Raw genomic sequence first — 24342 nt, 5'->3', positions numbered from 1 at the left:
ACCCTGTGCGCATGTCGCATCCCGAAGACGAAGACGACGCCGCGCTGTTCCGCGCCGCCGTCGGCAAAGTGAAGCCGATCCGCGCCGCGGCCGCGGCCGCCGGCGACAGGCCCAAGCCCCGCGCGCGCGCGCGCATGGCCGAACGCGACGAGGCCGAGGCGCTCGGCGAGTTCGCCAGGATGCTTCGCGACGCCACGCCCCTGGAAGCCGGCGACACCGCCAGCTATCGACGCGACCACGTGCCGCCGCGCGTGTTCCAGCGGCTCAAGCGCGGCCAGTTCTCGGTGCAGGACGAGCTGGACCTGCACGGCGCCACCGCCGCGCAGGCGGAATCGATGCTGCGGCAGTTCCTGGCCGAGGCGCATGCGCACGAGTACGGCTGCGTGCGGATCATCCATGGCAAGGGCCTGCAGTCCGACGGCGGCGCGCCGGTGCTCAAGAACCTGGTCGACCGGATGCTGCGCCAGCGCAACGACGTGCTCGCCTTCCACTCCGCGCCGCCCGCCCAGGGCGGCACCGGTGCGGTACTGGTGCTGCTGGCGCCCTAGGGCGTCACGGCCGGTCGGCTACGTCGCCCAGTTCGTGCAGCAGCGCGGTGGCGTAGCTGCCGGGCGGCAGCGAGAACGCCAGCTCCAGCGTCCCGGCATCCTGCCAGGTCCATGCCAGGTCGGATACCGGCAGGCGCAGGGAGCGCCGCTCCTGCTTCAGGCCGGCCTGTTCGAGGCCTTGTCGCAGCCGCAGCGCGACCTCATCGCCGAGCGCCGCCAGTTCGGCCTCGGCGCAGGCCGCCGCCGTGCGCAACGGCCCCTCGCCCCACAGCGGGCCGGTCGGGTGGATGTCGAACGCGGCCAGGCGCTGCGCCAGCGCCTCGCTCCACGGTTCGGGGCCGAACACGCTGCGGCTGCCGGCCAGCATCCACACCTCGCCCTCCAGGCCGGTGTCCCAATCGGCCCGTTCGACCCGACGCGCCAGTACCCGGTTGAACAGCTCCGAGCGCGCGGCCGACAGCAGGATGGAACGCTGCTCGCGCTTGACCTTGCGCCCCTGGAACATCGCCAGCGCCTGCGCCACGTTGCCGCCGCCGCGCCCGAACCGCTGCTCGCCGAACCAGTTGGGAATGCCCCGCGAGGCGATCCGCGCGAGCCTGGCATCGATCGGCGCGGGCTCGCCCTGCACCTGCCGCAGGACCAGCGTGAAGCGATTGCCGGCAAGCGCGCCGCGCGGGAGCTTGCGGTTGTGCCAGGCATGGTGGCGGACCTTCAGGTCTTCGTCCTGCAGCGCGTCGAGATCGGGCGCGACCCGCTTCGGCAGGTGCACGCTGAAGCGCTGGGTGGTGACCGCATGGCGATCCTTCAGGCCGGCATAGCCGATCCCGACCTCGCCGATCCCCGCCCACTTGGCCAGGCGGCGCGCGACCTCGGCGGTGTTGAGCACGCGCTTCTCCAAGGTCAGCAGCAGGTGCTCGCCCTCGCCGTGCGGCTCGAACGCATCGATCTCGTCGACCCTGAAATCCTCGGGCCGGCTGCGCATCGCGGCGCTCAGCACGGCCGGGCCGTGGGCGCGCGGAAGAATGGAAGTGTCGGTCATGGCCCTTGGTTTCCGGTCGGTGCTCGGGTACCCGGCTTCGGTCGTACCCTCATCCGGCGCTTCGCGCCGCCTTCTCCTTGGGGGAGAAGGGAAAATTCACGCGCGCACCAGCAGCACCACCGCCTGCGCGGCGATGCCCTCGCCGCGCCCGGTGAACCCCAGCTTTTCGCTGGTGGTGGCCTTGACGCTGACGCAGTCGAGGTCGATGCCGAGCGCCCCGGCGATCCGCTCGCGCATGGCCGCGGCATGCGGCCCGACCTTCGGCCGTTCGCAGACCACCGTCACGTCCGCGTTGCCGACCTTCCAGCCGCGCTCCCGCGCCAACCGTTCGCAGTGGTGGACGAACGCGATGCTGTCCTCCCCCTTCCAGCGATCGTCGGAAGGCGGGAAGTGCTGCCCGATGTCGCCCAGCGCCAGCGCGCCCAGCATCGCATCGCACAGCGCATGCAGCACGACGTCGCCGTCGCTGTGGGCGAGCACGCCCTGGCCGTGCGGAACGCGCACGCCGCCGAGCATGACGTGGTCGCCCTCGCCGAAGGCGTGCACGTCGTAGCCCTGGCCGATGCGGAAATTCAACGCGCTCATGATGCTCCCTGTCGGAAAAGCGGCGACGGGATCAGCCGCCGCGCCGGGAAAGTTCGAATTCGAAACGGGCCAGGTCGGCCGGCGTGGTCACCTTGAAGTTGCCTTCGGCGCCCTCGACCAGCAGCGGGCGCAATCCAAGCCGCTCCATGGCCATCGCCTCGTCGGTGACCTGGATGCCCGACGCGGCGGCGTCCTGCAAGGCCCGCACCAACTGGTGGCGGCGGAACAGCTGCGGCGTGAACGCCCGCCACAGGCGCTCGCGCGGTTCGGTGGCATCGATGCCGCCGTCGTCGCCGGAACGCTTGAGGGTATCGCGCACCGGCGCCGCCAGGATCGCCCCGACCGGATCGCCACGACCGGTTTCGAGCAGCCGGTCCAGGTCCTCGATCGCGAGATTGGGCCGCGCGGCATCGTGCACGAGCACGAAATCGTCGGCGCGCACACTGTCCGGCAACGCCAACAATCCCGCCAGCACCGAATCGGCGCGGTTGGCGCCGCCGAGGCAGGTCAGCACCGGCTTTCCGGCGACCTCGGTCCAGCCCGGCCAGTCGGCGTCGCCGTCGGAAATCGCCACCATCAGCCCGGCCACCGCCGGGTGCGCCGCCAGCGCCTCGAGCGCATGCGCGATCAGCGGCTTGCCGGCCGCCATCAGGTATTGCTTGGGCACCGGGCCGCCGAAGCGCGTGCCGCGACCGGCGGCCGGAACCACGGCCCACACCGACGTCCTCATGGCTGTTCGCCCTGCGCGTGGTCGGCGTCGTTCGCCGGATGGGGCTGGACCGGCGCGGCGACCGGCGCGTTCTCGACCACGCGATAGAACTTCTCGCCCGGCTTGATCATGCCCAGCTCGCTGCGCGCGCGCTCCTCGATCGCGGCCTCGCCTTCCTTGAGGTCCTTCACCTCGGCGGCCAGCGCCGCATTGCGCTGGCGCAGGCCCTCGTTGTCGCGCTTCTGGTGGGCGACCTGGGCCTCCAGCATCATCACTTCGCCGGAGTTGCCCGTGCCGAACCAGAAGCGGTACTGCAGCCAGGCCAGCAGTACCGCCAGCACCAGCAGCAGCCAGCGCCAGTTGCGCACGGCTCAGCGCTTGAGCGAGACGAACGCGCCGCGGCCGGCGTAGCGCGCCTGGCCGCCCAGCGCTTCCTCGATGCGCAGCAGCTGGTTGTACTTGGCGACGCGGTCGCTGCGGCACAGCGAGCCGGTCTTGATCTGGGTCGCCGTGGTCGCCACCGCGATGTCGGCGATGGTGGTGTCCTCGGTCTCGCCGGAACGGTGCGAGACGATCGCCGCGTACTTGGCGTTGTGCGCCATCGCGATCGCTTCCAGCGTCTCGGTCAGCGTGCCGATCTGGTTGACCTTGATCAGGATCGCGTTGGCGGTGCCCGACTCGATGCCTTCCTTGAAGATCTTCGGGTTGGTCACGAACAGGTCGTCGCCGACCAGCTGCACCTTGCCGCCGATGCGGTCGGTCAGCAGCTTCCAGCCGGCCCAGTCGTTCTCGGCCAGGCCGTCCTCGATGCTGATGATCGGGTACTGGGCGACCCAGTCGGCCAGGAAGTCGACGAACTGCTCGCTGGTCAGGCGCTTGTTCTCGCCGACCAGGTTGTACTTGCCGTTCTCGTAGAACTCGCTGGAGGCCACGTCCAGGCCCAGCAGCACGTCCTCGCCGGCGGTGTAGCCGGCCTTGCCGATCGCTTCCAGGATCGTGTCCAGCGCCTCGACGTTGCTGCGGAAGTCGGGCGCGAAGCCGCCCTCGTCGCCGACCGCCGTGCTCAGGCCGTGGCCCTTCAGCACCGACTTCAGCGAGTGGAAGATCTCGGTGCCGGCGCGCAGCGCCTCGGAGAACGAGGCGAAGCCGACCGGCAGCACCATGAACTCCTGGAAGTCGACGTTGTTGTCGGCGTGCGCGCCGCCGTTGATGATGTTCATCATCGGCACCGGCAGCGACACGTCGGACTCGGTGATCGTCGACAGGTACTGCCACAGCGGCTGCTTCTTCGACGCGGCCATCGCGTGCGCGGCGGCAAGCGAGACGCCGAGCAGCGCATTGGCGCCCAGGCGCCCCTTGTTCTCGGTGCCGTCCAGGTCGATCAGGCGGCGGTCCAGCCCCTGCTGGTCGGCGGCGTCGAAGCCCTTCAGCGCCGAGGCGATCGCGCCGTTGACGTTCTCGACCGCCTTGCGCACGCCCTTGCCCAGGTAACGGGTCTTGTCGCCGTCGCGCAGCTCGACGGCCTCCTTGGTACCGGTCGAGGCGCCGGACGGCACCGCGGCGCGGCCGAACGAACCATCTTCCAGCGTGACTTCCGCTTCCAGGGTGGGATTGCCGCGGCTGTCGAGGATCTCGCGGGCGTGGATCTTGGCGATGTTGGTCATAGGTCCGATCGGTTGCCAGAAAAGGGGGGAACGCCGAAACGCCCGCGATTATCGCCGCGGTGCGCGCCATTGCCAAATGCGCGTCCGCCGGCCGGCCATTTCCGCCGGGCATGGGAATGGACAAAGAAAAGGCCCGGAACTGGCGTTCCGGGCCTCGGTCCTGCATCGAGGTCCGCCTCGTTCAGGCGAACCGCTCGAAGCCGTGCTTCTTGGTGACCGCGTCCAGTTCCAGCAGGGTTTCCAGGAGCGCTTCCATCTTGTCCAGCGGCCACGCGTTGGGGCCGTCGGACAGGGCCTTGGACGGGTCGGGATGCGTTTCGGCGAACAGGCCGGAGATGCCGACCGCCACCGCCGCCTTGGCCAGCACCGGCACGAACTCGCGCTGCCCGCCGGAACTGGTGCCCTGCCCGCCCGGCAACTGCACCGAGTGGGTGGCGTCGAACACCACCGGGCAACCGGTATCGCGCATCACCGCCAGCGAGCGCATGTCGCTGACCAGGTTGTTGTAGCCGAAGCTGGCGCCGCGCTCGCAAACCAGGATCTGCTCGTTGCCGGTCGACTTGGCCTTATCGACCACCGGCTTCATGTCCCACGGCGAGAGGAACTGGCCCTTCTTGATGTTGACCGGCTTGCCGGCGGAGCAGACGTTGCGGATGAAATCGGTCTGGCGCACCAGGAACGCCGGCGTCTGCAGCACGTCGACGACCGCGGCCACCTCGTTCATCGGGGTGTACTCGTGCACGTCGGTCAGCACCGGCACGCCGATCTGCTTCTTCACCGCGTCGAGCACCTTCAGGCCTTCTTCCAGGCCCGGGCCGCGGAAGCTGTTGCCCGAGGTACGGTTGGCCTTGTCGAAGCTGGACTTGAAGATGAAGTTCACGCCGAGCCTGGAGGTGATCTCCTTCAGCTTGCCGGCGGTATCCAGCTGCAGCTGCATCGACTCGATCACGCAGGGACCGGCGATCAGGAACAACGGCTGGTCGAGGCCTACTTCGAAACCACACAGTTTCATTGCGTCACCTGTTCTCATGGCCCCCTCTCCCGCCGGGAGAGGGGTTGGGACGAGGGTCCGGGGCGAAGCCCCTGCGGAGTCGGATACGCGAAGCTTCGCCCGTACCCTCATCCGCCCCTTCGGGGCACCTTCTCCCGAGGGAGAAGGCGTCAAAGCATCAAGCCCGCGCTTCCTTCAACAGCTTGCCGCCGGCCTTCTTCTCGCGCGCGGCGCGGATGAAGCCCACGAACAGCGCGTGGCCGTCGCGCGGCGTGGACAGGAACTCCGGGTGCGCCTGGCAGGCCAGGAACCACGGGTGCACCTCGCGTGGCAGCTCGATCATCTCCACCAGCGTGTCGTCCATCGACTTGGCGGCGATCACCAGGCCGGCGTCCTCCAGCTGGGTGCGGTAGCGGTTGTTGAACTCGTAGCGGTGGCGATGCCGCTCGGCCACCACGTCCTTGCCGTACAGCTCGCGCGCCAGCGTGCCCGGCTTGAGGCGCTGCTCCTGCAGGCCCAGGCGCATGGTGCCGCCCAGGTCGGACTTCTCGTCGCGGCGCTCGACCTCGCCGGTGGCGGTGCGCCACTCGGTGATCAGCCCGATCACCGGATTCGGCGACTGCCGGTCGTTCTCGGTGCTGTTGGCGTTCTCCAGCCCGGCGACGTGGCGGGCGTAATCCACCACCGCCGCCTGCATGCCGTAGCAGATGCCGAAGTACGGCACCTTGTGCTCGCGCGCGTACTTGGAGGTCAGCACCTTGCCTTCGAAGCCGCGGTCGCCGAAGCCGCCCGGCACCAGGATGCCGTCGACGTCGCGCAGCAGCGCCATGTCGGTGCCTTCCAGGTCCTGCGCCTCGATCCACTTCAGGTTGACCTTGGTGCGCTGGCGCAGGCCGCCGTGCTTGAGCGCCTCGCCGACCGACTTGTAGGCGTCCTGGTGGTCGACGTACTTGCCGACCACCGCGATGTTGACCTCGTCGAGCGGGTGCTTGACCGCGTCCACCACCGCCGCCCACTCGGACAGGTCGGCCTGGCCGGCCTTGTCGCGCAGCTTGAACTGGTCGATGACGATCTCGTCCAGGCCCTGGCGATGCAGCTCCAGCGGCATGCCGTACAGCACGTCGATGTCGGCGCAGCTGATCACCGCGCGCTCGGACACGTTGGTGAACAGCGCGATCTTGCGCCGCTCGGAGTCCGGGATGGCCTGCTCGGACCGGCACAGCAGCACGTCCGGCTGGATGCCGATCGAACGCAGTTCCTTGACCGAGTGCTGGGTCGGCTTGGTCTTCAGTTCGCCGGCCGCGGCGATGTACGGCACCAGGGTCAGGTGCATGAACATCGCCTTCTCGGCGCCGCGTTCGGTGCGGACCTGGCGGATCGCCTCCAGGAACGGCAGCGACTCGATGTCGCCGACGGTGCCGCCGATCTCCACCAGCGCCACGTCGAAGCCCTCGGTGGCCTCGTCGATGCAGCGGCGGATCTCGTCGGTGATGTGCGGGATCACCTGCACGGTGGCGCCCAGGTAGTCGCCGCGGCGCTCCTTGCGGATCACGTTCTCGTAGATCCGGCCGGTGGTGACCGAGTTCTTGCGGCTCAGCCGGGTGCGCACGAAGCGCTCGTAGTGCCCCAGGTCCAGGTCGGTCTCGGCACCGTCGTCGGTGACGTAGACCTCGCCGTGCTGGAACGGGCTCATCGTGCCCGGATCGACGTTGATGTAGGGGTCCAGCTTCATCATCGTGACCTTCAGGCCACGCGCTTCGAGGATGGACGCGAGCGAAGCGGCCGCGATGCCCTTGCCAAGCGAGGACACGACGCCGCCGGTAACGAAAATAAGGGGGGTCATGGTCGGGGACTCCCGGAAAGCCATAGTTTAACGGTTGGAGCCGGGTTGCCCAAGCACCCCGGCCGGTGTCGACGAACGAAAAAGCCCGCGCGGGGCGCCGGCGCTCCCGCGGAGGACTCACAAAAACAAGGACGCCCCGGCCGGGACCGGGGCGTCCACGAAACGACCTGCCGGGATCAGCGCGCGGGCTTTTCTTCCTCTTCCTCGACGCGGTTGCCGATCTTGCCTTCCTTCTCGGCCTTGGCCTTCTCCGCGGCAGCGGCGGCGCGGCGCTGGGCCTTGCGCTCGGCCTCGGTCTGGGCCTTCTGCTCGGCCTGCTTCTGCGCGGCCGCGCCCTCGTTCGCCTGCGGCTGCGGCGCGCTCTGCGCCAGCACGGCCGGCACGGCGGCGATGGCCGCAAGGCCCGCCGCCAGCATCAGGACACTCTTGAGTTTCATCGTCGCACCTCCGTCTCGGTCGCCCCCGTACATGGGGGCGGCTACCCAGGAAATCCACGCCAGCCTAGCCGCCCCCGCCCCCATCGCCACTGAACGCGGGCCGCCGCGTGCAAAAAAACGGTCGAGACCGCACACTTGCGCGTCGTTTCACGCCGTCCGAGATGCATGAATACCCGTTATAACGCCGCCGACATCGAAGTCCTCTCCGGCCTTGACCCGGTCAAGCGCCGGCCCGGCATGTACACCGACACCGCGCGCCCGAACCACCTGGCGCAGGAAGTCATCGACAACTCGGTGGACGAGGCGCTGGCCGGGCACGCTCGCCAGATCGAGGTCACGCTCTACAAGGACGGCAGCTGCGAGGTCGCCGACGACGGCCGCGGCATGCCGGTGGACATCCATCCGGAGGAGAAGATCCCCGGCGTGGAGCTGATCCTGACCCGGCTGCATGCCGGCGGCAAGTTCAGCAACCGCAACTACACCTTCTCCGGCGGCCTGCACGGCGTCGGCGTCAGCGTGGTCAACGCGCTGTCGAAGCTGGTCGAGGTCCACATCAAGCGCGAGGGCAGCGAGCACCGCATCACCTTCCGCGACGGCCATCGCGACACGCCGCTGGAAGTGGTCGGCACCGTGGGCAAGAAGAACACCGGCACCCGGGTGCGGTTCTGGCCGGACCCGAAGTACTTCGACAGCCCCAAGATCAACCTGCGCTCGCTGCGCCACCTGCTGCGCGCCAAGGCGGTGCTGTGCCCCGGCCTGACCGTCAAGCTGTTCGACGAGGCCAGCGGCGAGAGCGACACCTGGTACTTCGAGGACGGCCTGCGCGACTACCTCAAGGGCGAGATGGCCGGGCGCGAGCTGCTGCCGGCCGACCTGTTCGTCGGCGGGCTCAAGAAGGACACCGAGGTGGTGGACTGGGCGGTGGCCTGGGTGCCGGAAGGCGAACTGGTCCAGGAGAGCTACGTCAACCTGATCCCGACCGCCCAGCACGGCACCCACGTCAACGGGCTGCGCTCGGGCCTGACCGACGCGCTGCGCGAGTTCTGCGACTTCCGCAACCTGCTGCCGCGCGGGGTCAAGCTGGCGCCCGAGGACGTGTGGGACCGGGTCGCCTTCGTGCTGTCGCTGAAGATGACCGACCCGCAGTTCAGCGGCCAGACCAAGGAGCGCCTGTCCTCGCGCCAGGCCGCCGGCTTCATCGAGGGCGCCGCGCACGACGCCTTCAGCCTCTACCTCAACCAGAACGTGGAGATCGGCGAGAAGATCGCCCAGATCGCGATCGAGCGCGCCAGCGCGCGGCTGAAGACCGAGAAGCAGATCGTCCGCAAGAAGGTCACCCAGGGCCCGGCCCTGCCCGGCAAGCTGGCCGACTGCATCAGCCAGGACCTTTCCCGCACCGAGCTGTTCCTGGTGGAAGGCGATTCGGCCGGCGGCAGCGCCAAGCAGGCCCGCGACAAGGACTTCCAGGCGATCATGCCGCTGCGCGGCAAGATCCTGAACACCTGGGAAGTCGCCTCCGGCAGCGTGCTGGCCTCCGAGGAAGTGCACAACCTCGCCATCGCGATCGGCTGCGACCCGGGCAAGGACGACATCTCCGGCCTGCGCTACGGCAAGGTCGTCATCCTCGCCGACGCCGACTCGGACGGCCTGCACATCGCCACCCTGCTCTCGGCCCTGTTCCTGAAGCACTTCCCGGCGCTGGTCGAGGCCGGCCACGTGTTCGTCGCGATGCCGCCGCTGTTCCGCGTGGACGTGGGCAAGCAGGTGTTCTACGCGCTGGACGAGGAGGAAAAGCGCGTGCTGCTGGAGAAGATCCAGCGCGAGAAGATCAAGGGCCAGGTCAGCGTGACCCGCTTCAAGGGCCTGGGCGAGATGAACCCGCAGCAGTTGCGCGAGTCCACCATCCACCCGGATACCCGCCGGCTGGTCCAGCTCACCGTCGACGACGGCGAGCAGACCCGCTCGCTGATGGACATGCTGCTGGCGAAAAAGCGCGCGAGCGACCGCAAGCAGTGGCTGGAGACCAAGGGCGACCTGGCCTCGCTGGAAGTCTGAACGCAGGCGCCAGCGCCCCAGCAGAGACCTTCTTGTGGGAGGGACTTCAGTCCCGACAATAGGCGTCGAGACTGAAGTCCCTTCCACGGCAGCACCCGCCTAGCCTAGCGCACCCCGTCGAGCGCCCTGGCCCCGGTGACCACGCCGCAGGCGTGGTCCTGCAGTTCCTCGCCGCTGGCGAAATTGCCCGCCAGCGCGTCCAGCCGGGTCGCCAGCACCACGAAACCCGGCCCGCGCGCATCCTCGGCGCCGGCGACCACCAGCGAATAGCGCTCCAGCGCCTCCCCCGGCGGCAGCGCCTGCGCCAGCAGGTGCACCGGATCGGCGGTCAGCGCCTCGCCGGGCAGGTAGCGCGCGAGATAGGCATGGCCGCGCAATGGCTCGGGCAACGGCGCGAAGTCCCCGCCGATCACCTTCGCCTGCCGCGCCAGCACCGCGGCCACGTCCGCCCGCAGGCAATCCAGGTGGATGTGCAATTGGTCCTGCGAGCGCCCGTGCGGCGAGTTCAGCGACAGGCTCATATAGCGGCGCGGCAACGGCCGACCCAACGCGCCCTCGACGAAGCCGCGCGCCTGCCAGGCCAGGGCGAAGTAATTCGGCATCGCCGGCTGCAGCAACCGCGGATCCTCGATGCCGGTGACGCGCTGCAGCGGCAGCAGCAGGTGCTGGTAATCGCCGTGGCGGTCCTTCAGCACCGCCGAGCGCCGGGCGGGATCGGCCCAGACCGCCACGCAATCCGCCGAACGCGTTGCGACGCGCTCGTTGCAGCCGATGCTTACGATCCGCCACAGGGCATCGGGATCGCGGACCTTGCCGGCGGCGAGCGCGGCCGCGATCCCCGCGACTGCCAGCGATGGCGCCAGCCACCATTTTCCCAGCGATTTCAACGACGGCTCCGCAGGCGACAGGACCGGGGATGATAGCCGTCCCGCGACCGCCGCCGGTTGCCGATCCATGACGCACGCGCCTGGGCGTCCGCCACCGGAAACACGAAGGCCCGCCGGGGCGACCGGCGGGCCTGGCAGGGACACTGCCGCGACGGGCTCAGGCCCAGCCGAACAGTTCGAAGCCGCGCAGGATCAGGTAAGCCACGCCGCCCGCCGCCGGGATCGTCAGGATCCAGGCCCAGATGATGCGCTCGATCACGCCGAACTTCAGCGAGCGCGGATTCTTCGCGTAGCCCACCCCCATGATCGCGGTCGAGATGCTGTGCGTGGTGGACACCGGCATGCCGAAGTGCGCCGCCAGCGTGAGGATCGTCGCCGAGCTGGTTTCCGCGGCGAAGCCGTGGATCGGATGCAGCTTGACCATCTTGTGGCCCAGCGTCTTGATGATCTTCCAGCCGCCCGAGGCGGTGCCGGCCGCCATCACCAGCGCGCAGGTCAGCACGATCCAGGTCGGGATGCCGTCGCCGCCGTGCGCCTGCGGGTGCAGGAACCACAGCCATTGCGGCAGGTCGTCCAGGGCCCCTACCGACTGCGCGCCGATCAGCGTCATGGCGATGATGCCCATGGTCTTCTGCGCATCGTTGTGCCCGTGCGCATAGCCCATGTAGGCCGCCGAGGCGATCTGCGCCTTGCCGAAGAACGCGTTCACCCAGCGCGGGCGCGCCAGCCGCCCGATCGAGCCGCCCACCCTGGACATGCCGGCGATGATCGCCCACAGCAGCATCATGACCAGGATGCCGAGGATGAACCCGGCGATCGGCGAGGTGATCATCGGCACGAACACCTTCCACAGCAGGCCCTTGTTCTTGGCCCAGTTGCCGACGTTCTCCGACCAGATCAGCACGTCCCAGTTGTTGTGCGCGGCGGCCAGGCCGGCGCCGCACAGGCCGCCGATCAACGCGTGCGAGGACGAGGACGGGAGCCCCTTCCACCAGGTGATCAGGTTCCAGATGATGCCGCCCAGCAGCGCGCACAGCACCACCTGCGGGGTCACCTCGATCACGTTGGAATCGAGCAGGCCGGAAGAGATCGTCAGCGCCACCGCGGTACCGGTCAGGGCGCCGATCAGGTTCATCACCGCGGCCAGCATCACCGCCCATCCGGGCGAGAGCACCTTGGTGGCCACCACCGTGGCGATGGAATTGGCGGTGTCGTGGAAGCCGTTGATGAACTCGAAGACGAGCGCGGCCAGGATCACCACGATGACCAGCGTCAGCATCCCTGCCTCCCCGAGCGCGCGACCGCGCCCGCGACTCCCGGAATGGACATGCAAGCAACCCGCGACATGGCCATCAGGAGTTCTTCAGCACGATCTGGTAGACCACCACGCCGGCCTCGCGGCAGCGGTCGATGGCCTTCTCCAGGATCTCGAAGAACTCCTTGAGCAGGAACATCTGCAGGTTGTCCAGGCGCCCGGAATAGATGTCCCGGTACAGCTCCAGCATCAACCGGTCGGCCTCGTTCTCGAGCATGCGCAGCTTGTCGTTGAGCGCGGTCATGCGGTCCAGGTTCATCGACGGCAGCTCGCGCACCATCTCCACCACCACCGAGGCCGCCTGCTCCAGCATCGCCGCGCGCGGGGCGAAATCGATGTGCGCCAGGTGCTGGGTGGCCAGCGAGTAGCGGTCGGCGAACTTCTCGACCTGCTTGGGGATCTTGTACAGCGCCGAGCCCAGCGCCTCGATGTCCTCGCGCTCGATCGGGGTCATGAAGCTGTCGACCAGGGCCTGGCCGATCTTGTCCGAGGCGGCGCGCTCGCGCAGGCGCGCGAGCTTGAAGGCATCGAGCGCGGGCTGCCGGTCGCTCTCGCGCATCATCGAATGCAGGGCCTTGGTGCTGTCGTGGGCGGCTTCGGCAGCCTCGTTCAACAGCGTGTAGAACTGCTTGCCGGAACCGAAGATGGTCTGCAGGGAAAACATGCGTCAGGTGGTATCCCGCCGTCGCGGAGGGACGGCACTGGGGCGGAATTATGACCGCTGGATGACCGTTCTGGGTATCCGCCGCCCCGACGCCGCCTTCACGGCGCCCTAGCCGGGGTTGGCCGACGCTGGCCGGGTTTTTGTTAACATGGTCCTCGCGCCCGCTGGGCGCAGCCTATGGACGACGACCCTACCTCCCCCCGTTACGCCGCCTCCGCGCGGTCCGGACACCGCTCCGCGACGCCCTCCCCTTCACTGACCGGGGACGACGCCCGTGCTTGAGCTGCTCCTCATCGTATTCGCCCTGATCCTGCTCAACGGCTTCTTCGCCATGTCGGAGATGTCGCTGATGACCTCGCGCAAGAGCCGGCTCAAGCAGATGGCCCAGTCCAGCAAGCGCGCCGAGAAGGCGCTGGCGCTGGCCGAGAACCCCGAGAACTTCCTGTCCACGGTACAGATCGGCATTACCGCGATCGGCATCCTGACCGGCGTGCTCGGCGGCGACGCCATCGGCGAGGTGATCGGCACGCAGCTGGGCACGGCGATCCCGGCCCTGCCCTATGCCGAGACCATCGGCAAGGCGCTGGCGATCGTGCTGATCACCTTCATCACCCTGATCTTCGGCGAACTGGTGCCCAAGCGCCTGGCATTGACCCGGCCGGAGACGTTCGCCGGCTTCGTGGCGATGCCGATGTCGTGGCTGGCCCGGGCCGGCGCCCCGTTCGTCTGGGTGCTGGCCCGCTCGACCAAGCTGGTGCTACGCCTGCTCGGCCTCGGCAAGGACGAGTCCGCCTCGGTGACCGAGGAGGAGATCCGCATGCTCGTCGCCGAGAGCCACGAGGCCGGCGTCATCGACACGCACGAGCGCGACATGATGAACCGCGTCATGCGCCTGGGCGACCGCACCGCCGACAGCCTGATGACGCCGCGCAACCGCATCGCCTGGCTCGACATCGGCGCCGACGCCGAGAAGAACCTGGCGGTGATGCGCGAGCACGAGTTCTCGCGCTACCCGGTCTACCGCGACAGCGACCAGGACATCGTCGGCGTGCTGGAGGTCAAGTCGCTGGTCACCCATCTGGAAGGAGGATCGCGGCAGCTGTTCAAGCACCTGCGCGAGACCCTGTTCGTCTCCGAGTCCACCCACGCGATGAAGCTGCTGGAGATCTTCCGCGAGGAACAGCAGTCGATGGCGCTGGTGGTGGACGAGTACGGCGAGATCCAGGGCCTGGTCACCATCAGCGACCTGATGGGCGCCGTCGTCGGCCGCCTGCAGGCGGTGGAGAACACCGACGAGGACGCGCTGGTGGTGATGCGCGAGGACGGCTCGCTGCTGATCGACGGCTCGCTGCCGGTCGAGGAACTGCGCGAGGTGCTCGGCGGCGCCGAGCTGCCGCCCGCGCAGGAAGGCGATTACCACACGCTGGCCGGCATGTGCATCTACTACTTCGGCCGCATCCCGCACGCGGGCGAGTACTTCGACTGGGCCGGCTGGCGCATCGAGATCGTCGACCTGGACGGCGCCCGCATCGACAAGCTGCTGCTGCGCCGGCTCGAGGAAGAGGAAAGCGATGACATCGTCGGGTGACCCTGCAGGCGCGGGTGAGGCCCGCTACCGCAACGAAGGTATCCGCACGCTGCTGGCGCACTTCACGATCGGCGACGACGAGACCGTACTGACCCTGCGCAACATCCTGGCGACGCTGCAGCAGAGCGGCTTCGGCGTGTTCCTGTTCGTGGCGATCCTGCCGGCGTTCATCCCGATCCCCGGCATCGGCGGCGCGGTGAGCGGGCCGCTGGTGATCCTGATCGGCCTGCAGATGCTGTTCGGACTGCGCAATCCCTGGCTGCCGCGCTTCATCGGCGAGCGCGGTCCGCGCCGCAGCACCACGCGCCGCTTCATGGGCAAGATCGCGCCGATGCTGCACTGGCTGGACCGCCTGCTGAAGGCGCGGTTCGGCCTGCTGCTTTCGCCGCTGCCCGCGCGCATGTTCACCGGCCTGCTGCTGGCGCTGACCGGCCTGCTGCTGGCGTTGCCGATCCCGCTCACCAACTACCTGTTCGGCGCCATCCTGCTGCTGTTCGCGCTGGCGCTGCTGGAACGGGACGGCGTGCTCATGCTGGCGTGCTGGATCGCCGCGGGCATCTGCGTGTTCGCCTTCGGCATCACGTCGAACCAGCTGGTCGACCTGTTCCAGGGCTGGCTGTCGAGGCTGGGCTGAGCCCGGGCGGAACCTCCCGGGCACGGGCGGCGCGTGCGGCGATCGCCGTCACTCTTGCAGGGCACCGGCCCGGCGCCCCTGCCAGGCGCGCGCTGCGAGTTCGAACGAGCGCAGCCGCGCCGCGTGATCGTAGATGTTCGCGGTGACCATCAGCTCGTCCGGGCGGTGACGCGCGACGAAATCGTCCAATCCCTGCGCCACGTCCGCCTCGTCGCCCAGCACGGTGCAGGCCAGCGCGTTCTCCACGCCGAACTTCTCGTGCGGCTGCCAATAGGCCTCGATGTCGTCGATCGGCGGCGGGATCTTGCCGGGCCGGCCGCGCCGCAGGTTGACGAACGCCTGCTGCTGGCTGGTGAACAACTGCCGCGCCTCCTCGCGCGAACCGGCCGCGACCACGTTCAGCGCCAGCAAGGCGTACGGCTTCTGCAGCCGCGCCGAGGGCCGGAACTCGCGCCGATAGATCGCCAGCGCCTCGTCCATCGCATCCGGGGCGAAATGCGAGGCGAACGCGAACGGCAAGCCGAGCGCGGCCGCCAGCCGCGCACTGAACAGGCTGGAACCGAGCAGCCAGACCGGCACCTCGATCCCGGCGCCGGGCACCGCGCGCACCAATTGCCCTTCCACCGCCGGCTCGAAGTAGCGCAGCAACTCCGCCACATCCTGCGGGAACTGGTCGGCGCTGTCGAAATAGCGCCGCAACGCACGGGCGGTCGGCTGGTCGGTGCCCGGGGCGCGCCCCAGGCCCAGGTCGATGCGGCCGGGATACAGCGATGCCAGCGTGCCGAACTGCTCGGCCACCTGCAGCGGCGCATGGTTGGGCAGCATGATCCCGCCCGCGCCGACCCGGATCGTCTTCGTGCCGCCGGCGACGTGGCCGATCAGCACCGCGGTCGCCGCGCTGGCGATGCCCGGCATGTTGTGGTGCTCGGCCAGCCAATAGCGCTGGTAGCCCCAGCGCTCGGCATGCTGGGCCAGGTCGAGCATGTTGGCGAACGCACGGGTGGTGTCGCTGCCTTCGCAGACGGGAGCCAGGTCGAGTACGGAAATCGGGATCATCGGCGGATTCCGGCACGGGGATACCTGCCGAGATGGGGCCGCCCGGCGCCGACACCAGCGGCCCAGCGTCCGGTCGACGGCGTTACAGCATTCCAGCATCCCGCTTGCAGCGCGCGGGATTTCGATGGGAGCCGTTGCGGGAGGGACTTCGGTCCCGACGAGGCTTGCCGGCGCCCAGGCCCTCCCCAAGGCAGGCGCCGCCCCCCGACTACCTTTCCCGTCCCGCGTCCTGCAACGCAGCGAGCAGCCCGGCATATGTCGGACCGAGTCGCCTGAGCGTGGCGACCGCCTCCTCGTCCCGCCCGACCGTTAAGGGGTACTGCAGCGAACCGACGAGTTGCGCCTGCTCCGAAGCGATCCGCGCAGCACCGCCGTGGCCGATCCGCGCCAGGCAGGTCGCGGCATCGGCCAGCCGCCTGGCGCCGACGCGTATCGCGAAGTGAATGAGGTGGCCACGGAGATCGTCGCCACATCCGCCCTCGATCATGGCCGCGAGCGCCTCGGCCGCCTTCGCGTTGCCGAGGGTGCCTGCGGGCAGATGCCGCGCGCATTGCATGGACAGCAGCCGGACCGCAGCAGGCAGCGAGGCCCTGAAGACGTCTTCTTCGGCGACGTCCCGCACGCGCCGGCGAAACGTTTTTATTCCCTTGGGTATCGCCAGTGCGTAATAGCGCCATACACTACCGGCTGACCTTGAACTATGAAGTCTTCTCGCGGATTTCCGGTATTGAAGTAGCGAGCAATCAATGCCTGGTTTTCGACTGTCTTCACTACAACGGATCGAGTGTCATCCGGCAATTGATCGTCAATGCTGATCCATTCTTCGGTCATCGTTGTCCCCTTGTTTCAGTTCCGCCAAGTCTGGCGGGTTGCCTGATCGAACCATTGCTCCAAGTCTTCCCGAGGCCCCATCCGAGACCGGAACTGAGTTGCCTGCGGATAGTTGGCTAGCAACCAACTGTAGAAGCTGCCAAAGTCCAGCCGTTGTTCATCCGTGTCCCTATTTGCAGGCAATGCGCGCCATTCGTTGAATAGGCCATTGAAAGCTGCGCGGACTTGCTCTTTGGTCACGGCGTTCCCCTTTCAGCCGGTAGCTTTGCGCAGGCACGTTGCTGCGAGGGCAAAGTGTAGGGTTCTCCGACCCCCAAAAGCATCATTCCGCAACGTATGGGCATGATGTTGGGACAATCGTTTATTCAATAAAAAGCTCTTGAAATCAAGGGCTTAATTACATAACTGGCGGAGAGAGTGGGATTCGAACCCACGGAAGGTTTGACCCTTCGCCGGTTTTCAAGACCGGTGCCTTAAACCGCTCGGCCATCTCTCCGTTGTTGCTGCATGTGCGACCGCTCCGGTCGCGATGGATGCCGCGTTGCGCGGCACCAGCGGCTTGCGCCGGGCGGGCATTCTCGCACGCCCGACGCGTTTTTGCTCAGCCGACTTCGGCGGTCTGCAGGCGGCGTTCGCTGGCCTGCTTGAGCTTGGCCTTCACTTCCTCGCAGTTGCCGCCGCAGTCCAGGCGCGAGCGTTCGATCTCGCGCGGCAGGCGTTCGGCGAGGAAGTCGATGAACACCCGGACCGCCGGCAGCAGGCCGCGGCGCGAGGCGAACACCGCGTGGCAGATGCCCTGCGGCAGCGACCAGTCCGGCAGCACCACTTCCAGCTCGCCGGCGCGAACCGCCTCGGCGCACACGGTCTCGGGCAGCATGGTGATGCCGAAGCCGTCGCGGGCCATCGATTGCAGCAAGGGGAAGTCGAAACCGGCCACGCGCGGCTGCAGTTCGACGCGGCGCGTCTCGCCGTTGGGACCATGCAGTTCCCAGCGCTGGTGCGCCTCGTCCTCGTTGATGCTCATGGTGGTGTGGTGCGCGAGGTCCTCGGGCGTCCGCGGGCGGCCGGCGCGATCGAGGTACTTCGGGCTGGCGACCAGCAGTTCCTGCACCTGGCCGAAGCTGCGCATCACCAGGCTGCCGTCGTCGTCCAGCCGCGAACGCACGCGCAGGGCCACGTCGTAGCCTTCGTTGATCACGTCGACGCGGCGGTTGCTGATGTTCAGCTGCAGACGCACCTTCGGGTACTTGTTGAGGAACTCGGGCAGCAGCTTGGGCAACTGGATCTGCGCCAGCGACACCGGCACGCTGACCCGCACCAGGCCGCGCGGCTCCGCGCTGAGGCGATCGACCACCTCGCGTGCGGCCTGCGCCTCGGCCAGCATGGTCTGGGCATGGCGGTGCACGCTCATGCCGACGTCGGTGACGGCGAAGCGCCGGGTGGAGCGCTGCAGCAGGCGCACGCCCAGGTCGGTCTCCAACTGGCTGATGCGCCGGCTCAGGCGCGACTTGGGGATTCCCAGTGCGCGTTCCGCCGCGGCGAAGCCGCCGTGATCGACCACCATCGCGAAGTAGTACAGGTCATTCAGATCGTGCATGACGGCAACACCAATGGAACGATAACCGACATTAGACTCCATTTATCCCACCAAGGCAACGATGTACCTTGTAGCCCGTCCAGGTGCCGCGCCTCTTCCATGAGGCCGCCTGTCTCACCTTCAAGCGCGCCAGGCTCCCCTGTCCCGAAAACGCGACGGGCCCGCGATGCGCGGGCCCGTCGTTCTCCGGCCTGGAAGCTGCGGAAGACCCTCAGCCGATCCGACCGGTACCGCCCATGTACGGCCGCAGCGCCTCGGGCACGTCGATCGAGCCGTCCGCGTTCTGGTAGTTCTCCATCACCGCGATCATCGCGCGGCCGACCGCCACGCCCGAGCCGTTGAGGGTATGCACCAGTTCCGGCTTGCCGGTGGCCGGGTTGCGCCAGCGCGCCTGCATCCGGCGCGCCTGGAAGTCGCCGCAATTGGAGCACGAGGAGATCTCGCGGTAGGTGCCCTGCGACGGCAGCCACACCTCGAGGTCGTAGGTCTTGCGCGCGGAAAAGCCCATGTCGCCGGTGCACAACAGCACCTTGCGGTACGGCAGGCCGAGCTTGCGCAGCACGGCCTCGGCGCATTCGGTCATGCGCTGGTGCTCGGCCTCGCTGTCCTCCGGCTTGCAGACGCTGACCAGTTCGACCTTCTCGAACTGGTGCTGGCGGATCATGCCGCGGGTGTCGCGGCCGCCGCTGCCGGCCTCGGAGCGGAAGCACATCGAGTGCGCGGTCATGCGCAACGGCAGGCGCTCGGCATCGACGATCTCCTCGCGCACGATGTTGGTCAGCGGCACTTCCGAGGTCGGGATGAGATAGCGCCGGTGCTCGCCGAGCTCGGTCGAGAACAGGTCTTCCTCGAACTTCGGCAACTGCCCGGTGCCGGTCATGCTCTCGGCATTGACGATCACCGGCACGTTGGTCTCCTCGTAGCCGTGCTCGCCGGTGTGCAGGTCCAGCATGAACTGCGCCAGCGCACGGTGCAGGCGCGCGATCGGGCCGCGCAGCACGGTGAAGCGCGCGCCGGACAGCTTGGCGGCGGTCTCGCCGTCCAGCCAGCCGTTGCGGGCGCCCAGCTCGACGTGGTCCTTGACCGCGAAATCGAAGCTGCGCGGGGTTCCCCAGCGGGCGATCTCCACGTTCTGGCTCTCGTCCTGCCCGGCCGGCACGTCGTCCGCCGGCAGGTTCGGGATGCCCTGCGCCAGCGCTTCCAGCTCGCCGCGGATGCGCTCCAGCTCGACCTCGGAGGCCTTCAGCTCGTCGCCGAAGCCCGCCACTTCCGCCATCAGCGCCGAGGCGTCCTCGCCCTTGGCCTTGGCCTGGCCGATCGCCTTGGACTTGCTGTTGCGCAGCGCCTGCAATTCCTGGGTGCGCACCTGGATGCGCTTGCGCTCGCTCTCCAGCGACTCCAGCCGGGCGGTATCGAGCGCGAAGCCGCGCGTGGCGCGCAGGCGTTCGGCGAGTTCAGCGGGCTGTTGGCGGAGCAGGGCCGGATCGAGCATGGAGGCGGTTCTTGTTGGGACAGACCGCGATTATCGCCTGTCGCGCTCCGTTCTGCCGCTCGATTCATTCGGGCTGTGACAGAATCCGGGGGTCATTCCCGGTGATCTTCATGCCTGCCCGCCGCTCCCCTGCTCCGCGCTTCGCGTTTCGCCTTCCCCGAGAGACCTGGAAGATCGCCGGCATCGCGTTCGGCCTGGGCGTGCTCTGCTTCGTGCTGGTCTGGCTGGTGGCACGCAAGGACGATCCCGCCGCGGCGACCACCGCTCCGGCCCAGGATGCGGCGCGGCAACAGCCGGACGACGCGCTCGCCCCGCTCCCGGCGCCGCTGGCCGCCGGAGACGACGGCGCCGCCGACATGCCCGGCGCCAAGCCGGCCGAGGACGCCAGCGGGGACGAGGCCCCCAAGCTGGTGGAAACCGCGCCGCCTCCTCCGCCCGCGCCGGCCGAGCCTGCTCCCGCGCCGGCACCTGCGGGCACGGCCGCCAACCTGCCCGAGGATCGCCCGCTGCCGATCCAGGGCCAGATGCCGCCGCCGACCTATCCGCCGGCCGCGCTGCGCCGGGGCGAGAGCGGCACCGTGGTGGTGCGGGTCGACGTGGACGCCAACGGCGTTCCGGTCGACGTGGCGCTGGTCCAGCGCAGCGGTTCGCGCGACCTGGATCGTGCCGCGATGGACGCGGTGCGCGACTGGCACTTCCGGCCCGCGCATCGCGACGGCCGCCCCGTGCCGGGCAGCATCGACGTGCCGTTCGATTTCAAGCCGGGTCAGTAAGCTGAACCCCAGCGGCGGCGCGACCGCCGGGTTCACCCGGAACTGACACCCTCGCCGCCCGATCGTGGCAAGACTGCTCCTGTACCACGACGCAGGAGGTAGACCATGGCCATGTCCCCCACCCACGACATCCGGCACCAGGGCGACGTGCCGGCCGAAGAACGCGAGCGCACCGTCTCCCCGTTGCTGTGGGCCCTGTTGATCCTGCTGCTGATCGCCGCGCCTGCCTGGTGGTGGATCCGCAACAGCAGCGAGCGCCCCGAGACCGTGGCCGCGCCGCCGGCGCCCCCCGCCGCCAGCGAAGTGATCCCGGCCCCCGCGCAGCCGAAGCAACCGTCAATGGTGAAGCAGGAGCCGCAGCGCAGCGCTCCCGTCGTGCGCAACCGCGACGCCCGGCCGCTGGGCGGCAATCCGCTGCCGGTCTATCCGCCGCGCGCGTTGCGCGCCGGCATCGAGGGCAGCGTGGTGGCGCGCGTGAGCATCGATGCGCGCGGCCACGTGGACGACGTGGAGATCATCGAGCGCAAGGGCACCCGCGACCGCGAGCTGGACCGCGCGGTGATCGACGCGGTCCGCGGCTGGCGTTTCGAACCGGCGATCCGCAACGGCCACGCCGTGGCCAGCACGGTGCAGTTGCCGGTCGACTTCAAGGCGCAGCAGTAAGCCCGAACCCGGCGCCGCGCGCGAGCGTGTCGAAGCCGGGGAACGAGGTCGCCACGTTGGCGACGTCCTCGATCCTGACTTCGCCCGTCGAGAGCTGGCCGGCGATCGCGAAGGCCATGGCGATGCGGTGGTCGCCATGGCTTTCGATCGTGCCGCTGCCGAGCGCGGCGCCGCCGTGGATGGTCGCGCCGTCCGGCGTCTCGTCCACCTGCACGCCCAGCGTACGCAGGCCGGTCGCCATCGCCGCCAGGCGGTCGGATTCCTTCACGCGCAGCTCGGCGGCGCCGCTGACGACGGTCTGGCCCCGAGCCGCCGCCGCCGCGACGAACAGCGCGGGGAACTCGTCGATCATGTCCGGTACCACCTCCTCGGGGATGCGCGCGCCCTTCAGCGGCGCGTAGCGCACGCGCAGGTCGGCGACCGCTTCGCCGCCATGCTCGCCGTGGTTCAGCTCCTCGATGTCCGCGCCCATCAGCCGCAACGCGGCGAGCAGGCCGGTGCGGCGCGGGTTGAGGCCCACCGCCTTCAAGGTCACGTCCGACCCCGGGATCACGCTGGCCGCGACCAGGAAGAAGGCCGACGACGAGAAATCGGCCGGCACCGAGATGTCGGTCGCGCTCAGGCGCTGGCCGCCGCGCAGCTTCGCGTAGCCCGGCGAGAACGCGATGTCCACGCCGAACGCGGACAGCATGCGCTCGGTGTAGTCGCGGGTCGGGTGCGGCTCGCGCACCGTGGTCTCGCCCTGCGCATACAGGCCCGCGAGCAGCACGCAGGACTTGACCTGGGCGCTGGCGACCGGCGAGGCGAAGTCGATCCCGCTCAAGGCCTGGCCGCCGTGGATATGCAGCGGCGGCGTGCCGTCGGGCCGGGTGTCGATCCTGGCGCCCATCTGCTCCAGCGGCCCGGTGACGCGCCGCATCGGCCGGCGCGACAGCGACTCGTCGCCCACCAGCACGCTGTCGAACGGCTGCGCGGCCAGCAGGCCGGCGAGCAGGCGCATGCCGGTGCCCGCATTGCCGCAATCCAGTTCGCCCTGGGGCGCCTTGAGGCCGTCCACGCCGACGCCGTGCACGATGCGCCGCGACGGCGACGGGGTTTCGATGCGCACGCCCAGCTTCGAGAAGATCGCCGCGGTGGCCCGGGTGTCCTCGCCTTCCAGGAAACCATCGATATGCGACGTGCCGTCCGCCAGTGCAGCGAACATCACCGCACGATGCGATACCGACTTGTCGCCGGGGATGGCCAGCGTGCCGTGCAGCGCCGTGCCCTTGCGTGCGATCCAGGATTGCGAACCGGTCATTGTTAAGTCTCGTCCGGCGGCCGAAGCCGCGTTGTTGCCGTTGAATTTGCTGTTGCAGTTGCTTGCGACTTTAAGTTGTTGCCTTGCTTTTCTGCTTTCCGGGGCCCCATTCGCAGCGGCGAAGCCAGCGGGAAATACCCGAAGGGCGACGTGCAAGGATGCACGTCGTTTTTCGCCGGGACAGGATGTCCCGTCGAAAAATCCCGCTGGCGGAGCGGACCCGGAGCGCCAACGGCGCGGAGGGCGCGGAGATCTGGGGCGTGCTTTCTTTTGGTTACTTTTCTTTGCACGAGCAAAGAAAAGTAACTCGCCAAAGGCGAAAGCTTTCGGCTTTATCGCCAAAGGCCCCAAAGGCCAAAAGCAACGTCCCTGGATCCCCGCCTACGCGGGGATGACGGTAGAGAGATGGCGAGTGAAACCGCATGAGGCTTCGCTCGCACCCTCATCCGCCCTTCGGGCACCTCCCCCCCGAAAGGGGGCTGATGTCCCGGCGCAGGAAGGGAAAAACGTAGCCTACGGTACCGCCACCGGATACGAACCCAGCACCTTGATCTGCGCCGAATGCGCCTCCAGTTCCGCCAGCGCCGACTTCATCGCCTCGTCCTCGACATGCCCGGCCAGGTCGATGAAGAACCCGTACTCCCACTTGGCCTGGTGCGACGGCCGCGACTCGATCCGGTTCATGCTGATGCCATGCCGCGCGAACGGGCTCAGCACGTCGAACAACGCGCCCGGCTTGTCGTGGATGAACACCAGGATCGAGGTACGGTCGTGCCCCGACGGCGGGAAGATCTTGCGGCCGATCACCAGGAAGCGCGTGGTGTTGTCGTCGTCGTCCTCGATCGGCTTCATGATGACCTTCTTCAGGCCATACACGTGCGCGGCGCTCTCCCCGCCGATCGAGGCGGCATCGTCGGCATTGCGGGCGCGGCGCGCGCCCTCGGCATTGCTCGACACCGGGATCTTCTCGACCTTGGGCAGGTTGGCGCGCAGCCAGCCGGCGGTCTGCGCGAACGACTGCGGGTGCGCGTAGATGCGCTCGATGTCCTCGATGCGGCCGCTGCGCGACATCAGGTACTGGCGCACGCGCAGCTCGGTCTCGCCGCAGATCTTCAGGCTGGAGGTCAGGAACATGTCCAGCGTCACCTGGATCGTGCCCTGCCCGGAATTCTCCACCGGCACCACGCCGAAGTCGGCGTTGCCGCTCTCCACTTCCTGGAACACCTCCTCGATCGTCGCCATCGGCAGGCCGACCGCCGAGCGGCCGAAGTGCTTGAGCACGGCCTGCTGGCTGAAGGTGCCCTCCGGGCCCAGGTAGCCGATCTTCAGCGGCTCCTGCTGGGCCAGGCAGGCGGACATGATCTCGCGGAACACGTGCACCAGCACTTCGTCGGAAAGCGGCCCTTCGTTGCGGTCCACCACCATCCGCAGCACCTGCGCCTCGCGCTCGGGCCGGTAGTAGTCGACCGCCGCGGCGAGCTTGCCCTTGGCCTTGCCGACCTGGTGGGCGAAGCGCGCGCGCTCGGCGATCAGCGCCTGGATGTTGCGGTCGATCTCGTCGATCTTGGCCCGCACGTCGGCCAGCGCCGGAACCGGCGGCGCCGGCTCCCGGGTCTTGCCGCGCTTGGCGGGAGTGGGTTTCTTCGGCTTTGCGGCCATCGTTGCGTGTTT

Annotated in this window: 23 protein-coding genes, 1 tRNA gene and 1 pseudogene; 6 read left to right on the top strand and 19 right to left on the bottom strand. The window is 68.6% G+C overall.

The features are described 5' to 3' along the window. Nucleotides 1–11: 11 nt before the first annotated feature. Nucleotides 12–548 carry a Smr/MutS family protein gene (locus M3M27_RS08890; RefSeq protein ID WP_434027821.1) on the top strand — a complete coding sequence of 179 codons (537 nt, stop codon included), beginning with the start codon at nucleotides 12–14 and terminating at the stop codon, nucleotides 546–548. Nucleotides 549–552: 4 nt separating this feature from the next. On the opposite strand, the gene truD is transcribed toward M3M27_RS08890, so the two are convergent. The 8 genes and pseudogenes from truD to M3M27_RS08850 all read right to left on the bottom strand — a co-directional run bounded on the left by truD (nucleotide 553) and on the right by M3M27_RS08850 (nucleotide 7816). Next, a complete protein-coding gene (truD, locus tag M3M27_RS08885) occupies nucleotides 553–1587 on the bottom strand; it encodes a tRNA pseudouridine(13) synthase TruD (protein ID WP_434027820.1) in 1035 nt (344 codons plus the stop codon). Between the two features lie 96 nt (nucleotides 1588–1683). Continuing rightward, entirely contained in the window at nucleotides 1684–2172 is a 489-nt protein-coding gene (ispF, locus tag M3M27_RS08880; protein WP_434027819.1) for a 2-C-methyl-D-erythritol 2,4-cyclodiphosphate synthase, read from the bottom strand. Between the two features lie 37 nt (nucleotides 2173–2209). Next, a pseudogene (gene ispD, locus M3M27_RS08875) lies at nucleotides 2210–2902 on the bottom strand (2-C-methyl-D-erythritol 4-phosphate cytidylyltransferase); the annotation flags it as partial. Next, on the bottom strand, nucleotides 2899–3249 hold the full coding sequence (gene ftsB / locus M3M27_RS08870; RefSeq protein ID WP_434027818.1) for a cell division protein FtsB: 351 nt from the start codon (nucleotides 3247–3249) through the stop codon (nucleotides 2899–2901). The pseudogene ispD and the gene ftsB, both read right to left, overlap by 4 nt. A 3-nt stretch (nucleotides 3250–3252) precedes the next feature. Beyond that, on the bottom strand, nucleotides 3253–4545 hold the full coding sequence (gene eno, locus M3M27_RS08865) for a phosphopyruvate hydratase (RefSeq protein WP_140718620.1): 1293 nt from the start codon (nucleotides 4543–4545) through the stop codon (nucleotides 3253–3255). A gap of 181 nt (nucleotides 4546–4726) precedes the next feature. Further along, nucleotides 4727–5557 carry a 3-deoxy-8-phosphooctulonate synthase gene (gene kdsA, locus M3M27_RS08860; protein ID WP_140718621.1) on the bottom strand — a complete coding sequence of 277 codons (831 nt, stop codon included), beginning with the start codon at nucleotides 5555–5557 and terminating at the stop codon, nucleotides 4727–4729. Between the two features lie 157 nt (nucleotides 5558–5714). Then, a complete protein-coding gene (locus M3M27_RS08855) occupies nucleotides 5715–7379 on the bottom strand; it encodes a CTP synthase (protein WP_434027817.1) in 1665 nt (554 codons plus the stop codon). Between the two features lie 176 nt (nucleotides 7380–7555). Then, a complete protein-coding gene (locus tag M3M27_RS08850; RefSeq protein ID WP_434027816.1) occupies nucleotides 7556–7816 on the bottom strand; it encodes a hypothetical protein in 261 nt (86 codons plus the stop codon). A gap of 165 nt (nucleotides 7817–7981) precedes the next feature. On the opposite strand from M3M27_RS08850, the gene parE reads away from it, so the two are divergent. After that, nucleotides 7982–9871 (top strand): DNA topoisomerase IV subunit B, encoded by a 1890-nt coding sequence (gene parE / locus M3M27_RS08845; protein ID WP_140718624.1) that lies wholly within the window; start codon nucleotides 7982–7984, stop codon nucleotides 9869–9871. Nucleotides 9872–9975: 104 nt separating this feature from the next. Here parE and M3M27_RS08840 read toward each other — a convergent pair whose 3' ends face one another. The 3 genes from M3M27_RS08840 to M3M27_RS08830 form a co-directional block, all read right to left on the bottom strand. After that, nucleotides 9976–10758 (bottom strand): CDP-diacylglycerol diphosphatase, encoded by a 783-nt coding sequence (locus M3M27_RS08840; protein ID WP_218569398.1) that lies wholly within the window; start codon nucleotides 10756–10758, stop codon nucleotides 9976–9978. Between the two features lie 157 nt (nucleotides 10759–10915). Then, nucleotides 10916–12037, bottom strand: coding sequence for an inorganic phosphate transporter (locus M3M27_RS08835; protein WP_140718626.1), 1122 nt, complete (start codon nucleotides 12035–12037; stop codon nucleotides 10916–10918). Nucleotides 12038–12110: 73 nt separating this feature from the next. Beyond that, on the bottom strand, nucleotides 12111–12737 hold the full coding sequence (locus tag M3M27_RS08830) for a DUF47 domain-containing protein (protein WP_140718627.1): 627 nt from the start codon (nucleotides 12735–12737) through the stop codon (nucleotides 12111–12113). A gap of 331 nt (nucleotides 12738–13068) precedes the next feature. On the opposite strand from M3M27_RS08830, the gene M3M27_RS08825 reads away from it, so the two are divergent. Both M3M27_RS08825 and M3M27_RS08820 read left to right on the top strand, forming a co-directional pair. Next, complete coding sequence (locus tag M3M27_RS08825; protein WP_434027986.1) at nucleotides 13069–14325, top strand: hemolysin family protein; 1257 nt, start codon at nucleotides 13069–13071, stop codon at nucleotides 14323–14325. Beyond that, entirely contained in the window at nucleotides 14309–14959 is a 651-nt protein-coding gene (locus tag M3M27_RS08820; protein WP_140718629.1) for an exopolysaccharide biosynthesis protein, read from the top strand. The genes M3M27_RS08825 and M3M27_RS08820 overlap by 17 nt, the downstream gene beginning before the upstream one ends. Before the next feature lie 48 nt (nucleotides 14960–15007). Here M3M27_RS08820 and M3M27_RS08815 read toward each other — a convergent pair whose 3' ends face one another. The 6 genes from M3M27_RS08815 to serS form a co-directional block, all read right to left on the bottom strand. Next, nucleotides 15008–16015: an LLM class flavin-dependent oxidoreductase gene (locus M3M27_RS08815; RefSeq protein WP_140718630.1), complete on the bottom strand. Its 1008-nt coding sequence runs from the start codon at nucleotides 16013–16015 to the stop codon at nucleotides 15008–15010. A 208-nt stretch (nucleotides 16016–16223) separates the two neighbouring features. Further along, nucleotides 16224–16637: a hypothetical protein gene (locus M3M27_RS08810; RefSeq protein ID WP_434027815.1), complete on the bottom strand. Its 414-nt coding sequence runs from the start codon at nucleotides 16635–16637 to the stop codon at nucleotides 16224–16226. A gap of 17 nt (nucleotides 16638–16654) precedes the next feature. Then, on the bottom strand, nucleotides 16655–16846 hold the full coding sequence (locus M3M27_RS08805; RefSeq protein WP_434027814.1) for a DUF551 domain-containing protein: 192 nt from the start codon (nucleotides 16844–16846) through the stop codon (nucleotides 16655–16657). 406 nt (nucleotides 16847–17252) lie between these two features. After that, nucleotides 17253–17342: transfer RNA gene (locus M3M27_RS08800), tRNA-Ser, on the bottom strand. 105 nt (nucleotides 17343–17447) lie between these two features. Continuing rightward, a complete protein-coding gene (locus M3M27_RS08795; RefSeq protein WP_140718634.1) occupies nucleotides 17448–18443 on the bottom strand; it encodes a LysR family transcriptional regulator in 996 nt (331 codons plus the stop codon). 211 nt (nucleotides 18444–18654) lie between these two features. Beyond that, nucleotides 18655–19935 carry a serine--tRNA ligase gene (gene serS / locus M3M27_RS08790; RefSeq protein WP_140718635.1) on the bottom strand — a complete coding sequence of 427 codons (1281 nt, stop codon included), beginning with the start codon at nucleotides 19933–19935 and terminating at the stop codon, nucleotides 18655–18657. Between the two features lie 110 nt (nucleotides 19936–20045). Here serS and M3M27_RS08785 point away from each other — a divergent pair, with 110 nt between their 5' ends. Continuing rightward, nucleotides 20046–20708, top strand: coding sequence for an energy transducer TonB (locus tag M3M27_RS08785; protein WP_434027812.1), 663 nt, complete (start codon nucleotides 20046–20048; stop codon nucleotides 20706–20708). A 105-nt stretch (nucleotides 20709–20813) separates the two neighbouring features. Continuing rightward, the gene (locus M3M27_RS08780) at nucleotides 20814–21371 is read left to right on the top strand and encodes an energy transducer TonB (protein WP_218569400.1); all 558 of its coding nucleotides are present in this window, start codon (nucleotides 20814–20816) and stop codon (nucleotides 21369–21371) included. Here the strand turns inward: M3M27_RS08780 and aroA are convergent. After that, nucleotides 21355–22671, bottom strand: a complete 1317-nt coding sequence (gene aroA / locus M3M27_RS08775; RefSeq protein ID WP_434027811.1) for a 3-phosphoshikimate 1-carboxyvinyltransferase — start codon at nucleotides 22669–22671, stop codon at nucleotides 21355–21357. The genes M3M27_RS08780 and aroA overlap by 17 nt on opposite strands. A gap of 513 nt (nucleotides 22672–23184) precedes the next feature. After that, entirely contained in the window at nucleotides 23185–24330 is a 1146-nt protein-coding gene (gene pheA / locus M3M27_RS08770; protein ID WP_140718638.1) for a prephenate dehydratase, read from the bottom strand. Nucleotides 24331–24342: the final 12 nt, after the last annotated feature.

Source organism: Xanthomonas boreopolis, assembly GCF_046529185.1.
Lineage (GTDB): Bacteria > Pseudomonadota > Gammaproteobacteria > Xanthomonadales > Xanthomonadaceae > Pseudomonas_S > Pseudomonas_S boreopolis.
Note: the sequence above shows the minus strand (reverse complement) of the source record. Positions and strands in the feature narration are given on the sequence as shown.

Coding starts and splice junctions, on each gene's coding strand:
- M3M27_RS08890 (WP_434027821.1), top strand. CDS start 12: ATGTCGCATCCCGAAGACGAAGACGACGCCGCGCTGTTCCGCGCCGCC.
- truD (WP_434027820.1), bottom strand. CDS start 1,587: ATGACCGACACTTCCATTCTTCCGCGCGCCCACGGCCCGGCCGTGCTG.
- ispF (WP_434027819.1), bottom strand. CDS start 2,172: ATGAGCGCGTTGAATTTCCGCATCGGCCAGGGCTACGACGTGCACGCC.
- eno (WP_140718620.1), bottom strand. CDS start 4,545: ATGACCAACATCGCCAAGATCCACGCCCGCGAGATCCTCGACAGCCGC.
- kdsA (WP_140718621.1), bottom strand. CDS start 5,557: ATGAAACTGTGTGGTTTCGAAGTAGGCCTCGACCAGCCGTTGTTCCTG.
- M3M27_RS08855 (WP_434027817.1), bottom strand. CDS start 7,379: ATGACCCCCCTTATTTTCGTTACCGGCGGCGTCGTGTCCTCGCTTGGC.
- M3M27_RS08850 (WP_434027816.1), bottom strand. CDS start 7,816: ATGAAACTCAAGAGTGTCCTGATGCTGGCGGCGGGCCTTGCGGCCATC.
- parE (WP_140718624.1), top strand. CDS start 7,982: ATGAATACCCGTTATAACGCCGCCGACATCGAAGTCCTCTCCGGCCTT.
- M3M27_RS08835 (WP_140718626.1), bottom strand. CDS start 12,037: ATGCTGACGCTGGTCATCGTGGTGATCCTGGCCGCGCTCGTCTTCGAG.
- M3M27_RS08830 (WP_140718627.1), bottom strand. CDS start 12,737: ATGTTTTCCCTGCAGACCATCTTCGGTTCCGGCAAGCAGTTCTACACG.
- M3M27_RS08825 (WP_434027986.1), top strand. CDS start 13,069: ATGTCGGAGATGTCGCTGATGACCTCGCGCAAGAGCCGGCTCAAGCAG.
- M3M27_RS08820 (WP_140718629.1), top strand. CDS start 14,309: ATGACATCGTCGGGTGACCCTGCAGGCGCGGGTGAGGCCCGCTACCGC.
- M3M27_RS08815 (WP_140718630.1), bottom strand. CDS start 16,015: ATGATCCCGATTTCCGTACTCGACCTGGCTCCCGTCTGCGAAGGCAGC.
- M3M27_RS08805 (WP_434027814.1), bottom strand. CDS start 16,846: ATGACCGAAGAATGGATCAGCATTGACGATCAATTGCCGGATGACACT.
- M3M27_RS08795 (WP_140718634.1), bottom strand. CDS start 18,443: ATGCACGATCTGAATGACCTGTACTACTTCGCGATGGTGGTCGATCAC.
- serS (WP_140718635.1), bottom strand. CDS start 19,935: ATGCTCGATCCGGCCCTGCTCCGCCAACAGCCCGCTGAACTCGCCGAA.
- M3M27_RS08785 (WP_434027812.1), top strand. CDS start 20,046: ATGCCTGCCCGCCGCTCCCCTGCTCCGCGCTTCGCGTTTCGCCTTCCC.
- M3M27_RS08780 (WP_218569400.1), top strand. CDS start 20,814: ATGGCCATGTCCCCCACCCACGACATCCGGCACCAGGGCGACGTGCCG.
- aroA (WP_434027811.1), bottom strand. CDS start 22,671: ATGACCGGTTCGCAATCCTGGATCGCACGCAAGGGCACGGCGCTGCAC.
- pheA (WP_140718638.1), bottom strand. CDS start 24,330: ATGGCCGCAAAGCCGAAGAAACCCACTCCCGCCAAGCGCGGCAAGACC.